This is a genomic window from Corynebacterium sp. HMSC05E07 (assembly GCF_001807225.1).
GTDB lineage: Bacteria > Actinomycetota > Actinomycetes > Mycobacteriales > Mycobacteriaceae > Corynebacterium > Corynebacterium singulare.
Genome location: NZ_KV788209.1, coordinates 230,907 through 244,449, shown reverse-complemented (window position 1 = coordinate 244,449; position 13,543 = coordinate 230,907). Strand labels below are relative to the sequence as shown.

General features: G+C 59.4%; 12 protein-coding genes. 4 read left to right on the top strand and 8 right to left on the bottom strand.

The window, feature by feature from the left end; genetic code table 11:
• The first annotated feature begins 4 nt into the window (after positions 1-4).
• On the top strand, positions 5-4,918 hold the full coding sequence (locus HMPREF3149_RS03625; RefSeq protein WP_070536668.1) for a DEAD/DEAH box helicase: 4,914 nt from the start codon (positions 5-7) through the stop codon (positions 4,916-4,918).
• A gap of 147 nt (positions 4,919-5,065) precedes the next feature.
• On the opposite strand, the gene HMPREF3149_RS03620 is transcribed toward HMPREF3149_RS03625, so the two are convergent.
• Positions 5,066-5,509 (bottom strand): hypothetical protein, encoded by a 444-nt coding sequence (locus HMPREF3149_RS03620; RefSeq protein WP_070536666.1) that lies wholly within the window; start codon positions 5,507-5,509, stop codon positions 5,066-5,068.
• Positions 5,510-5,693: 184 nt separating this feature from the next.
• On the opposite strand from HMPREF3149_RS03620, the gene HMPREF3149_RS03615 reads away from it, so the two are divergent.
• Positions 5,694-6,848: a glycoside hydrolase family 25 protein gene (locus tag HMPREF3149_RS03615; RefSeq protein WP_042533207.1), complete on the top strand. Its 1,155-nt coding sequence runs from the start codon at positions 5,694-5,696 to the stop codon at positions 6,846-6,848.
• Here the strand turns inward: HMPREF3149_RS03615 and HMPREF3149_RS03610 are convergent.
• The gene (locus HMPREF3149_RS03610) at positions 6,845-7,678 is read right to left on the bottom strand and encodes a spermidine synthase (RefSeq protein WP_042530523.1); all 834 of its coding nucleotides are present in this window, start codon (positions 7,676-7,678) and stop codon (positions 6,845-6,847) included. The genes HMPREF3149_RS03615 and HMPREF3149_RS03610 overlap by 4 nt on opposite strands.
• 94 nt (positions 7,679-7,772) lie before the next feature.
• On the opposite strand from HMPREF3149_RS03610, the gene mnmA reads away from it, so the two are divergent.
• Together mnmA and HMPREF3149_RS03600 are read left to right on the top strand one after the other, a co-directional pair.
• Positions 7,773-8,858 carry a tRNA 2-thiouridine(34) synthase MnmA gene (gene mnmA / locus HMPREF3149_RS03605; protein ID WP_070536664.1) on the top strand — a complete coding sequence of 362 codons (1,086 nt, stop codon included), beginning with the start codon at positions 7,773-7,775 and terminating at the stop codon, positions 8,856-8,858.
• Positions 8,859-9,767, top strand: coding sequence for a uroporphyrinogen decarboxylase/cobalamine-independent methonine synthase family protein (locus HMPREF3149_RS03600; RefSeq protein WP_070536662.1), 909 nt, complete (start codon positions 8,859-8,861; stop codon positions 9,765-9,767).
• Between the two features lie 8 nt (positions 9,768-9,775).
• Here HMPREF3149_RS03600 and HMPREF3149_RS03595 read toward each other — a convergent pair whose 3' ends face one another.
• The 6 genes from HMPREF3149_RS03595 to HMPREF3149_RS03570 all read right to left on the bottom strand — a co-directional run bounded on the left by HMPREF3149_RS03595 (position 9,776) and on the right by HMPREF3149_RS03570 (position 13,540).
• The gene (locus HMPREF3149_RS03595) at positions 9,776-10,915 is read right to left on the bottom strand and encodes an ATP-binding protein (RefSeq protein WP_070536660.1); all 1,140 of its coding nucleotides are present in this window, start codon (positions 10,913-10,915) and stop codon (positions 9,776-9,778) included.
• A gap of 63 nt (positions 10,916-10,978) precedes the next feature.
• Positions 10,979-11,374: a type II toxin-antitoxin system VapC family toxin gene (locus tag HMPREF3149_RS03590; RefSeq protein WP_070536658.1), complete on the bottom strand. Its 396-nt coding sequence runs from the start codon at positions 11,372-11,374 to the stop codon at positions 10,979-10,981.
• Positions 11,371-11,619 (bottom strand): FitA-like ribbon-helix-helix domain-containing protein, encoded by a 249-nt coding sequence (locus tag HMPREF3149_RS03585; protein ID WP_246819931.1) that lies wholly within the window; start codon positions 11,617-11,619, stop codon positions 11,371-11,373. The genes HMPREF3149_RS03590 and HMPREF3149_RS03585 overlap by 4 nt, the downstream gene beginning before the upstream one ends.
• 257 nt (positions 11,620-11,876) lie before the next feature.
• Positions 11,877-12,479: a cadmium resistance transporter gene (locus HMPREF3149_RS03580; protein WP_070536654.1), complete on the bottom strand. Its 603-nt coding sequence runs from the start codon at positions 12,477-12,479 to the stop codon at positions 11,877-11,879.
• Positions 12,476-12,835, bottom strand: coding sequence for a Cd(II)/Pb(II)-sensing metalloregulatory transcriptional regulator CmtR (locus HMPREF3149_RS12900; protein ID WP_042530541.1), 360 nt, complete (start codon positions 12,833-12,835; stop codon positions 12,476-12,478). Before HMPREF3149_RS12900 ends, HMPREF3149_RS03580 begins: the two co-directional genes overlap by 4 nt.
• A 441-nt stretch (positions 12,836-13,276) precedes the next feature.
• The gene (locus tag HMPREF3149_RS03570) at positions 13,277-13,540 is read right to left on the bottom strand and encodes a hypothetical protein (protein WP_070536651.1); all 264 of its coding nucleotides are present in this window, start codon (positions 13,538-13,540) and stop codon (positions 13,277-13,279) included.
• Between the last annotated feature and the right edge of the window lie 3 nt (positions 13,541-13,543).

The following is a 13,543-nucleotide window of genomic DNA, read 5'->3' as shown; positions in this document are numbered from 1 at the left end:
TGTCATGTCGAAGTTCTCTGAGGTCCTAGAACAGCTGCGTGAAAACCAACCAAAGGCTAAATATGGCATTGCCTTTGAGAAGCTGATGGTCAACTATTTCAAAACCGACCCGACCTTGAAGAACCAATTTGATGAAGTCTGCCGCTGGACGGATTGGCGCTACAACGGTGGCAAGGCGGATACCGGCATTGACCTGGTAGCTCGCCGCGTGGATGATGGCACGTGGACTGCCATTCAGTGCAAGTTCTACGACTCCAAGGCGCGCATCCAGAAGTCCCACCTGGATTCCTTCTTCGAGGCTTCCGGACATTCTTTTGACACTGAAGAAGGCCGCCAGCACTTTGGCAGCCGCTTGATCATTTCGACGACGGATCACTGGTCCTCCCACGCGGAGGATGCCCTGGCCAACCAGATTATTCCGACCAGCCGCATTGGCATCTCCGCCATTGCGGAGTCACCCATCAACTGGGACGTGGCGTTCCCTGGCTCAGAGGTGCGGGATAAGACCATCCAGATCAATCTCTCCCAACGTGAGACTTTAGAGCCCCGCCCGCACCAGCAGGCCGCGATCGACAAAGCCATCGAAGGATTCACAACCCATGACCGCGGCAAGCTCATCATGGCCTGCGGCACCGGCAAAACCTTTACCGCCCTCCGCCTAGCGGAGCGCGTCGCTGAGGACAACGGCGGTAAAGCCCGCATCCTCTTCCTCGTGCCGTCTATTTCCTTGCTCTCCCAAACCCTCAAGGAGTGGACTGCCCAGGGCCGCCTCGACATGCGCGCCTTCGCGGTGTGCTCCGATAGCAAGGTCTCCAAGAAGGCCGAGGACATCGCTGTCTATGACCTTGAGGTTCCTGTTTCTACCGAGGGCAAGGACATCACCACGCGCTTTGAATCCGGCAAGCGCGCCAAGGGCCTCAACATCGTCTTCTCCACCTACCAGTCCATCCAGGCAGTGCATGAGGCTCAGCAGGTTGGCCTCGATGATTTTGATCTTGTCATCTGCGACGAGGCACACCGCACCACCGGTATTACTCTTGCCGGTGAGGACGCCAGCAACTTCGTCCGCGTTCACGATGCCGACTACATCAAGACCGCCAAGCGCCTCTACATGACAGCCACCCCGCGCCTTTATGACGAAGCCGTCAAGGGCAAGGCCAAGGAACACTCGGCGGAGCTGGCTTCTATGGATGATGAAGCCATCTACGGCCCGGAGTTCTACCGCCTTGGCTTCGGTGAGGCCGTGGACAAGGGTCTGCTGACGGACTACAAGGTGCTTGTCATGACCGTGGATGAATCCGTGGCTGCCCAAGCCATGGCCCACAGTGAGAACAACCAGGTCAACCTTTCCCTAGCCTCCGCCATGATTGGCGCCTGGAATGGTTTGGCCAAGCGCTCCGGCGAATTGCAAGGCAAGAAGGGCGGTTTCGACGAGGACGCCCAGCCCATGCAACGCGCGGTGGCCTTTGCCAAGGACATCAAGACCTCCCAACTTATTGCGGAGACTTACCCCTCGCTCATCGGCACTCACCAGGAACTGCTCAAAGAAAAGGCAGTGCTCAACGACGTCTCCCTGACCAACATCGACCTTAACGTCGCCGCCCAGCACGTCGACGGCGGCATGAACGCCATGGAACGCGGCACGAGGCTGTCCTGGCTGGAATCTCCAGCAGGGGAGCACGAGTCTCGCATGCTCACCAACGCGCGCTGCTTGTCCGAAGGCGTAGACGTCCCAGCCCTGGATTCCGTCATCTTCTTCAACCCCCGCAACTCCATGGTGGACGTGGTCCAGTCCGTCGGCCGCGTCATGCGCAAGTCTGAGGGCAAGGACTACGGCTACATCATCCTTCCCGTCGCCGTAGCCAGCAACGTCTCCCCAGCAGAAGCACTCAACGACAACCAGCGCTTCAAGGTGGTCTGGCAGATCCTCAACGCGCTGCGCGCCCACGATGACCGCTTCAACGCGAAGATTAACTCCATCGCCCTCAACGGCACGGCCGGACAGGAAGACTTGCCCATCGACGTCGTTCACGTCCCAGGGGACGACGAGAAAAGCGACGCTGAGAAGCTCAGGGAAGCGGATGAAACCAAAACCCCAGAACCGCAGGCTGATAATTCGACGGTAACCCAGCAGATTGCCTTGTTCTCTCTGGAGCAGTGGCAAGAAGCCATCTACACAAAGCTGGTGGACAAAGTCGGCACCCGCACCTACTGGGAGGACTGGGCTGACGACGTCGCCACCATTGCGGAGAACCAAATCACCCGCATCAAGGCGCTTCTCGACGGCGCCGATGGAACCCTCCGCACAGAATTCGACACCTTTGTCGAAGGCCTGCGCAACAACCTCAACGATGGCATCAGCGAAGACGACGCCATCTCGATGCTCTCGCAGCACCTCATTACGGCACCGGTCTTCAACGCGCTCTTTGAGAACCATGACTTCATCACCCACAACCCCGTGGCCCAGGTCATGGAGAAGATGGTCAAGGCTCTGTCCAAGGCGAACCTCGATACTGAGACCGAGTCTCTGGAGAAGTTCTACGAGTCCGTCCGTGTCCGCGCCACTGAGGTGAACTCTGCCTCCGGTAAGCAGCAGGTCATCAAGGAACTGTACGAGCGCTTCTTCCGCAAGGCCTTCAAGAAGCAATCAGAAGCCCTTGGCATCGTCTACACCCCAGTCGAAATCGTCGATTTCATCCTGCGCGCCGCCGATGATGTGTCCAAGAAGCACTTCGGTAAGGGGCTTACCGACGAGGGCGTGTGCATCCTCGATCCTTTCGCCGGCACCTCCACCTTCACGGTTCGCCTCCTACAGTCCGGCCTCATCAAGCCGGAAGACCTCGCCCGCAAGTACGCCAACGAACTCTTCGCCACTGAGATCATGCTGCTTGCGTACTACGTCTCAGCGGTGAACATCGAGACCACCTACAACGCCCTGCGTGAAGAAGCAGCTCTCCGCAATGGCGAACCCGCACCCGAGTACGTGCCCTTCACGAACATCGCGCTAGCCGATACCTTCCAAATCCACGAGGAAGGCGACATCCCAGATCTCAACATCTTCCGCGAGAACAACGAGACCATCGAGCGCCAGAAGAATGCACCCATCAACGTGGTGATTGGTAACCCGCCATATTCCGCCGGCCAAAAGTCCGCCAATGACCTGAACGCCAACCAGAAATATCCGAGCCTGGATAAGCGCATTGCGGAAACTTATGCGGAGAAGTCTACGGCTCAGTTGAAGAACTCCTTGTACGACTCGTACCTGCGCGCTTTCCGATGGGCCACCGACCGCATCGGCGACCAAGGCGTAGTAGCCTTCGTGTCCAATGGCGGATGGATTGACGGTAACACTGGCGACGGTGTGCGCCTGTCGATGGCGGAGGATTTTACCGACCTCTATGTGTTTAACCTTCGCGGGAACCAACGTACCGCAGGGGAGCAATCACGAAAGGAAGGCGGCAAAGTCTTCGGCTCTGGCTCTCGCAGTACTGTAGCTATAACGGTCGGTGTTAAAGATCCAACAAAGTCAGCCTTCGAGCTGCACTACCGTGACATTGGGGACTACCTGACGGCTGGAGAGAAACTCGATATCGTAGAGTCTTCGACCGTCGAGTCAATCGAATGGCAAAGCATTACACCCAATGATGATGGCGACTGGTTGAATCAGCGCTCAAAAGAGTTCGCAACATGGCCTGCGATCGGCGACAGAAGTCGAAAAGATACAAGAATCTTCAGTCAGTTTTCTATGGGATTGAAGACAAATCGAGATGCATGGGCCTATCAATTTTCTAGGGGCCGTCTGGCTGAAAACGTGAATGTATCGATCGAAGCTTACAACGAGGCCAAAGACAAGAACTCCTTTGATAGAGAACGGATTAAGTGGTCTTCGAAGTTTGATTCGCTAAAGAAGCAAGGGGTAAGGCTCAAATATTCTAAGTCTTCGATTCGCCAAGCGCTTTACCGCCCGTACACCAAACTTAGTGTGTATTACGCACAAAATTACAACGATCGTTTGGGACAACTCCCATCGATGTTCCCAACCCCGGAACACGGAAATATTGGATTCGTCTCGGTAGGTGCCGGTGAATCAGTGATGCCGGCTGCGCTTGCTACTGATCTGCTTCCAGATCTACATGTAATAGCTACGTCACAATACTTCCCCCGCTTCACCTGGGCAGCCGTCTCAGCCGACGATGGTGGGCTGTTTGGTGAGGGCAGCGTCGCTAAGCAGGGCGAGGCCAGCATCTATGGCAAGGTGGGTGAGGTCGTTGACGGCTACGTGCGCGTGGACAATATTACGGATGAGATTAAGGCTCTCTACCGTGATGCACTGGGTGCTGACATCACGGGTGATGACATCTTCCACTTTGTCTACGGCAAGCTGCATGACCCCGGCTACCGCACGAAGTACGCGGCTGACTTAAAAAAGATGCTGCCGCATATTGAGACACCATCCTCGCGTGCGGAGTTCGACAAGTTTGCTGCTGCGGGCCAGGAGTTGATGGACCTGCACGTGGGCTACGAGGACGTGGAGCCATGGCCGCTGGATATTCAGGTCAAGGGTGATGAGTCCGACCGTGAGACATGGCGCGTGCTCAAGATGAAGTGGGCCAAGCGCAAGGACCCGGAGACGGGAAAGAACGTCAATGACGTGACCAAGCTGATCTACAACAAGCGCGTGACCATTGCTGGCATTCCGGCCGAGGCGGATGAGTACATGCTGGGTTCGCGCTCAGCTGTCGCTTGGCTGATTGACCGTTACCAGGTCAAGAAAGATAAGGCCTCTGGCATCGTCAACGACCCGAATGATTGGGCTGACGAGGTGGGCAACCCGCGCTACATCGTGGACCTCATTGGGAAAGTGGTGCGCGTGGCGATGGAGACGGTACGGATTGTGGATGGGCTGGGTTCTGAATAGCGATGCAATAAGCTGAGCCACGGTATTCGTGGCTGTGGCGCATCCTGCCCTGAATTCCTGGATGAACTGAGTCCGCAAGCTTGGGTGGGGCGTCGCCAAGCACAGCGTGGTAGGCAGAGCTATGGAGTTGGCGCCGAGCGTTGGGACCTAAGACAAAAGGTCCAGCCCGAAGTACGCGACAACGGGAATCAACGACGCTACCGAAAGCACGATTGCGATGATGGCTTTTCGTTTGCTTTTAGGCGCGTCAGTGTTGAGCGACGCGATGGCGATGAAGGCAAAGAGTGGTGCGAGAAAAGGCGCTGCAAAACTCATCCCGATAAGGATGAATATGCCGAGGAAGCCGAAGAAGTAGGACGCGGCATCATCGCCGCCCGATGCAACGCTGTCTGCAAAGATCAAGGAGAGTAACCCCAGCGCCCACCCACCCAGAAGAATTGCGGAGCCCCTCAGTGCGAGGTTCTCGTTAAGGAATCTTTTGAAGTCGCGGCGCGGGGGAAGTTCCGTTTCCTGGGACTCTTGAGGTGCGTCGGGGTCGGCGGGCTGCTGTGGGTCGTTGGGAAGGTGTGGGTCGATGGAGGGGTGGTCCATGGCGCTGTCCTTCTTTGGCGTCGTTATCGCCTGCTGGGGTGGTGGCGATGTGAAGGGAAGTCTAACAGCGGTTGCTGTTGCTGGGGGCGGTGGACGGGAGTCGTGTTAAATGTGTGGCATAAGAGTTGAATGTTTCGCGTGTTGCTTCAGTGATGTATGTGATTGATTCGGTAGTGTGGCGCGCATGAGCCATGCACGTCGCCTTGTTACCGCCGCCGTTACCGCAGTAGCGGCCGTGGCATTGTCCGTATCCACTGCCGTCGCTATTCCGTCCTATGCGCCATCCGGTGTGGACGTTTCAGGAAACAATCACATGTCCCTGCGTGGAATCGACTGGGATGCCGTGAAGTCTGATGGACAGTCCTATGCCTTCGTCAAAGCTACCGAGGGCGTCGGATTCGTCAACAATCACTTTGTGCGCGATGCCAATGCTGCATCGGCCGCTGGGTTAAAGGTCGGCGCCTACCACTACGCGCGCCCAGCAGGGGATGCCAAGCAGCAGGCAGCCAGCTTCGCGTCCCAAATCGCGCTGGTGCCAACCCAGACTCTGCCGCCGGTGCTCGACATTGAGGTCGATGAGGGCCTGAGCGCCGCGCAGCTTGAGCAGTGGATTGACACCTTCATGACTGAGGTCAAGTCCCTGACAGGCCGCACCCCGATGCTGTATACCTACAAGTACTTCTGGATGGGGCAGATGGGGAATACCACGCGCTTCTCCGAGTACCCGCTGTGGCTGGCTGCCTACCAGGACACCGCACCGGACCCGGTCGGTGGCTGGGACAAACTGGCATTCTGGCAGCGCTCGGGTTCTGGCCGAGTGGCCGGCATTGAAACCGACGTCGACATGAACTTGTTCAACGGCACCGAGGCCCAGCTGCAGTCCTTCTCCGGTGGTAACTACATCGACTTCGGTGGCATCGTCGACGACTTGGTGGTGCCGGGCATCGACCTAGGCGATGACGCCGGCGTGCTCATCGCGGGCATTCTTGCCGTGGCCGCCGGCGCGATGGCGATCCCGGCCGTGGCTCAGGCTGCGCAGGACGCGGGCATCTCCATCGACCCGACCGAACTCATCGAGCAGGCGGAGAAGCTGCTGAAGACCGGCGCTATTAGCACCGGCGATCTGGACAAGCTGGCCAACCACGACGCCACCACCGGCGACTTGGCCCTGTTCCTCGATAACGCGGAGCACGTGCAGGACTTCGACTCGAATAACATTGACCAGCAGGACGTAGATACCGCCGCCGACGTGGCGCGCACCGCCGGTCACGGCGCGGGCGTCGAGGTGCCGGCGTTCGACTCCAAGCAGGTGGCGGACCTGCTTAACAACCTGCTTTAAAGAGCAGGCGTATCGCGACGCGGACTCGCGCCGCTGAAGAAGTGGCGCGTCCACGCCTCGTCGCGGTAGTGGGCGGGCACGGCCCCGCGCAATAGGGGTTTGGATATCGTGGCGGCTGCGGGGGAGCCGTCTGTGGGAAGCTCGGTATCTGAACCAATGAGGATGATGTTGCCGTAGCGCCGGCCCTTAAGCATGGGAGGATCGGCGATAACTGCGACGTGCTCAAAGACTTCTGCCATTCCGGCGAGCTCCGCCTTTGCGCCCTGCAGGTCGGGGTAGTCGCCGCAGTTAGCCACGTAAAGACCCCCGGAACTTAGGGTGGCGTGGGCGTGTTGGAAGAACTCTTTTGTGGTGAGGGATTCTGGCGTGACGGCGCCTGCGAAGACGTCGCGAATGATGACGTCGAAGCGGTGGGTTGGGAAGCCCTCAGTTACTGCTCGTGCCTCGCCGGCCCGGATTTTCACGCGGGGTGCCGAGGGGATATCGGCCAGCTCACGGATGAGCTCCGCCAGCTTTGCGTCGAGTTCGACGACGGTGTTGTGGGAATCTGGCCAAAGATCCGCGAAGTAGCGGGGAAGAGAACAGCCTCCGCCGCCCAAGTGCAGAAGGCGTTTGCCGGGCGCAAGGTGCTCTACCGCAGCAGCGATCCAGCGCATGTATTCAAACTCCAAGGCCCGCGGCTCATCGGGAACGAGGTGGGAGGAGGGCACGCCGTTGATGTTGAGGATGTAGGCGCCGTCGCGGAATGGATCTGGTTTGACCACAAGTTCTCCGGTGGAGATTTCATAGGTGCCGGCGATGGATTCTTCGGTGTTGCGTTTCCTACCCATAGTGTTCCCAAGCTTAGGGAATAGCTCGGTTTGGTGGGGTGTTGGGGTAGGAGACTAGCCTTGGTGGACGACACAGCAACGAGAAGGGGAGAGCATGCGAGTATTGGTAGCCATGTCCGGAGGCGTCGATTCCTCCGTGGCGGCCGCCCGAGCGGTAGAAGCAGGCCACGACGTCATTGGCGTGCACTTAGCCCTGCACAAGGACGCCCAGCAGACCCGGGAGAAGGCGCGTGGCTGCTGCTCCCTGGAGGATTCTGCCGACGCCCGCCGTATCTGCGATAAGCTTGGCATTCCTTTCTACGTGTGGGACTTCTCTGAGGAGTTCAAGGAAGCCGTCATCGGGGACTTCGTGGACTCCTACGCCCGCGGTGAGACCCCGAATCCCTGCCTGCGCTGCAATGAGAAGATCAAGTTCGCAGCACTCCTGCGCAAGGGCATGGCGCTGGGCTTCGATGCGGTGGCAACGGGCCACTACGCCACTATCGACGCCGACGGTTACATGCGCCGCTCCCTGGATGAGAACAAGGACCAGTCTTATGTGCTGGGTGTTATCACCAAGGAGGAGCTGGACCACTGCTTCTTCCCCATTGGCGATACTCCGAAGCCGCAGATCCGCGAGGAAGCGAAGCGCCACGGATTTTCTACTGCGTCCAAGCCTGATTCTTATGACATTTGTTTCATTCCGGACGGCAATACCCAGGCCTTCCTGGGTCGCTCCATTGGGCTGCGCCCGGGAATGATCGTGGATACGCAAGGCAATGAGCTCAAGGAGCACGATGGCGCGTGGAACTACACCATCGGCCAGCGCAAGGGGCTGGACATTAAAACGCCGACTGCCGACGGCTCCCCACGCTATGTCACCGACATCAACGCTGCCACCGGTACAGTCACCGTGGGTTCGCGCGCTGATCTCGCCGTGACGCGCATCGAGGCCGACCGCCTGAAGTACCTGCACCCGGCGATGGAAGGGGACTTCGACTGCGAGGTGCAGGTGCGCGCGCACGGCTCCGTCGTGCCCTGCCGCGCCCACGTGGACCGCGAGGCAGACCGCATGACACTGGAGCTGACCGAACCACTGTCCGGCGTGGCCCGCGGCCAAGCGGCGGTGCTCTACCTGCCGAGCCCGGATGAACTCGGCGATATTGTGCTGGGTTCCGGCACTATCTGCGGGACTGAATAGATGACTGGATTTGCTCTTGGACCCATGCCTGGCACCTCCATTCCGGAGGCCGCGGACATCATCATGGGGGAGACGGAGCTTCCCGCTATTCCGCAGCTGCCGCAGCGTGGGCTGGGTTCCGATGCGGTGGGGCGCACGGCCAGCATGCTGGAGGCTTTGTCCATTGACCGCGGCCCGCGGTCGTGGCGCATGACGACGCGCCCGCAGCTTCTGACTCGTCGTGCGTGGGACCGGTTGGAACGTGACCTCGACGAGGTTCAAGAGGTGTGGGGTGAGAGCGTGCCCCGCGTCAAGGTGCAAGCACTCGGTCCGTGGTCGCTCGCGGCGAGCATTGAGCTTTCCGACGGTCACCGCGTCCTCACCGATCGTGGTGCCTTCACCGAGCTTGCCGACGCCCTCCGCCACGGCCTCCACACTCACGCCGACGACGTGGCGCGCCGTTTCCACGGGGAGGTCGTCGTCCAACTCGACGAGCCTCTGCTCGCTGACATTGTGGCCGGGCGCATTCCTGGCACCACCGATTTCGACACCATCCCTGCTGTCCCGGACGAGGTCGCGCTCGACCTCCTACAGTCTTTTGACGTGGACTACCTCCATGCCCCGCCGCTGTGGTCTTTGGCGCCGGCCGCTCGCACGTTCCTCACGGATTTTCGCGGCCTGGACACGCCGCGTCACCTCGACGGCTTGGGCGAGCACCTCAACGCAGGGCATCGCATTGGTCTGGGCATCGAGGGTTCCGATGCCCGCGCGGAGGCCATCGCGTTGGCCCGCCACCTCGACCGCATTGGCATGCCGCGCGAGCTGCTCGTCGATAAATTCGACGTGTACCCAGTCGAGGCTTCCGCTAGCACTTTGCGCTCGGTATCTGAGACCGCCGATATCCTGGCTCGTGACGCCGGTGACCTTTAACCCAGCTTCTAATCGACTCGTCCCAGGCTGTCGGTAGAGGTGAAGTAGGCCTCCATATACGGGATGACGAACTGAAGCTGGCCGTGGGCGGTGGGTTCGATGAGGTCGGCGTCGATAAGCCTCTGGCGCGTAGCCGATAGAGAGCGCACCGTCCGATCCTGGTGCGCGGCGATGTTCTTGATTTCCGCCGTGCCATCCTCCATGACCGCGCTCATCGCTTCGAGGAAGAGCCGCTGCGCGGGCGGGAGCGCCAGGGTGGCCGGCTGATGGACCTGGGCGCCTAGAACCGAGATAGCCTCGGCTGATACTGCCGTGACGTCGCGTTCCTCGATGCTGCTTCCACCTCCACGCTGCGCGCTGCCCCAGGCCAATGAACCGACGAGCTGCACGAGATAGGGATAGCCGCGGGAAAGGCGCACGGCAGCGGCGACCGCATCATCAGTGAATTCGAGCCCGGAGTGCGCGGCAGTCTCCGTGAAGGCCACGGTGGCATTAGCAGGAGAGAGCGGGCCCAAAACAAACTTCTGGGCGCGGCGTAGAAAGGTCACTCCAGGCAAGTCCAACAGGCGGTTAACGCCTTGCGGCAGACCAGCGGCAACAATGGCGACGTCGAGTTCATCGCGTACGAGGTCCTGGTAGGTCACGGCCAGGGAGGTGAGGTCGTCTGCGTCCGCGTCCTGGACCTCATCGATGGTGAGCAGTACGCCTGTGCCTTTGAGTAGCGCTAAAAGCTCGCGCAGGCGAGTGTTGAGCGTGGGTTTATAGGCCTCTTCCGTGTTGTGCTGAATGCCGATGGTTGCCAGACCGCCAACACCGACGCGGTTGACCTTGTGCTTGTCTGCTGGGGCGAGCTTGTCCATGATGCGCGGGATAGTGGTATCGACCAGTTCTTCCACCATGGAGCTGCGGCCGGAGGCGCGCAACGTAATCCACCCGCGGCTCGAGGCGATATCTTCGAGTTCGTTCAGGAGCACCGTCTTACCAATACCGCGGGCGCCGCTGATGATAAGCGAGCGGCCGGGTGTTCCCGGCTGGGAGTCAAGCGCAGCCCGAAAGGTATCGAGTACGGCGGTGCGGCCTACCCAAAAGAGTGGCGGAACGCCGAACGTGGGGCGGAAGGGGTTCTCGTGCGGGGACATGGTGCCCATCGTAGCGCAATGGGAGATTTGGGAGACTTTATAAAGTACGGAGATTTGGGAGACTTTTGGCGGTTAAGGCAAGCTGTCCAAGTCAATCGAGTTGGGCCACGCAGCCATGAGACGAGTGTCTCGACTGACAAGAGGGGCTTCGAAGATGTTGGACACTGCTACATAAGCCGAATCATAGATGGAGAAGGTGTGCCGACGGCTCCACACATGGTTGGCGATGTCGCCGACGCTTATTAGTTCAACGTCGAATTCCATGACATCGTTGGCCAGGAGGCTCGCCGTAGCGCTGTCGATTGCTTCTGCTCGCTCCAACCTTTTCAGCACGTTGAGGCATTCCAAGGGCATGTGGCTCGGGGCAATAAAATCGGCCTCGGGGTAAGCAGTGCTAAGTCGTTGAAGCGCATCTCGTTTCAAGAGAAACTCGATCGCTGCGGAGGCATCGATGACCAACAGTGTCATGAAGAGTCCCGTGCTTCACGTAGTGCGGCCACAACGTCAAAGTCCTTTTTCAACTCAATGGGTTCGCGCTGCGAGAGTTCCTCCAACTTCTCTTCTAAGGACGGGCGTGAAGCGATCTTCTCAAGGGTCTCTCGCAGGTAGCTAGAGAGGGAAATGCCCTTACTGTCGGCGCGCTTTTTAAGAATGTTGACGACGTCAGCATCGACATCACGGATCTGAACATTGATGACTTTCGGCTTTGTCATACCCGCCATAATAGTGCATGCACTGTGCATGCACTATGGCTAGTCTTCGTAAGTCTTTGGCGCGCCGGCCTGCCAAGCCACCGCGCCGGCGCACAGAGCGCATGTGGCGACGAGGCCGTACCACCAGAAGAAGTGGAGGCCGTCATACCAGGGCTTGGCAAGTCCGATAATGGCGACAGCGAGGCTGCGGGTAGTTGTTGGGGTTTGAACCGAGAAGGGTGCGCCCAGTCGGGGCCGTTTGGAACGCTGCCGCTACGTCAGAGCCCGAAGGCTCCGCCGCTGACGAGGATCGCGATGCCGAGGCCGATGAGAACGATGGGGAAAAGGATGTGCTCCCAGCGTTCGAGCACTTCCGCGATCGGGGGTCGGGTGGCGACGAACTTTGCCAGGGCCACTAGGACCGCGACGAGCGCGAGGAAGATAACACAGTAGGCGACTACTGCGAGAGGTTCCACGCTGAGGAATACAGGGGTGTAGACGCCGATGTTGTCGCCACCGTTGGCAAAGGTGACGCCTGCGACTGTCCCCACGCCGACCTTCTTGCCGGCAATCTTGGCCTCGTCGTCATCGTCGTCATCGTCTCCGCGCCAGGCTTGCCATGCGGCCCAGAGGCCGAGGCCCAGCGGGATGAGACCGAAGTACGGGATGGCTGTCGAGGGCAGGAATGCTCCGGCGCCCATGGTCACTAGAACCGCGGCACCGAGGATGCCCGCGAATCCGAGGTACTGGCCGGCCAGAATGCGGGCGGTAGTGCCGCGCTGGCCTGCCCCTCGCGCGAAGAAGAGGGAGAGCACGATGATGTCGTCGATGTTGGTAGCTGCGAACAGGCCTATCGCCTGCAAGACCGAGGTGAGGATCATGCGTCCTCCCCAGCTGCGTAGCACCCGGGAAGCGAGCAGGCGGGATCGATGCACCGGGCGTCTTCGTCTACTGCCAAGGTGGCATCGACCAATGTGGTCAGCGCCTGCGCCAGGTGCGGATCGGCGATCTCGTATCGCGTCCGACGCCCCTCTGGCTCGGAGACGACAATTCCACAATCGCGCAAGCATGCCAGGTGGTTGGACACGTTCGAGCGTGTCAGGTCCAGATCTCGGGACAGTTCCGCCGGGTACGCGGGATGGTCGAGCAGGGTCAAGATGATCCGGGATCGAGTGGGGTCGGCCAGTGCACGACCCAGGCGGTTCATCACGTCAAGACGAGAAGCAATGGTCAGCATGTGCTGAACTATACAGCGATCGCTGAACTAGTCAAGTTCCGGATAGCGGTGCAGCTGTCTGCGCTGCTCAAGAGGCAGTGGAAGTAGCCGAGATAGCAGAGATTCCGGCAAAGTTGCGAAAGAAGCGTCGCCAACTCGAGATTCAAGTTGCGCACGAGCCTGGCTAAGTTCGCAAGATGCGTTTTCAGGCCCCACACAATGACCCGAACGGGACAAAACTCGATGACCTCATCATCTTGAACTGGGAAGGCTCGAACAAACTTATCTACCTCATTCGCAGCCTTGACTCGATTCCCGCTTGCAGCGGGGACATTTCAGGGTCCGACGACGGTTCGTGCCGCCAGCGCGCTTTTGAAGGGGGGCAATTACGGTGGGGGCGACGTTATGGATGCGGACCGTGCGGTGAGAGGGAGCAGTCATAACGTCAGTTTGCGGGAGGACTTAGATTGTGTTTGCGGGCTTCGAGTCCATAGCCCGCCAAGCTACTGCGCCGGCATACAGAGCGCATGCGGCGACGAGGCCATACCACCAGGCGAAATGGAGGTCTGTATTCCAGGGTAGGGTATATCCGATAAGGACTAGGACGAGGGCAGTTATCGCTACAGAAATAGAGCGGTAGACCGTCTTTCCTGAGGTGGTGAATGCCTTCCAGGCGGACCATAAAAGAGCGGCAATGATAACAATCATGCTGATGGTGAGGGACACGGT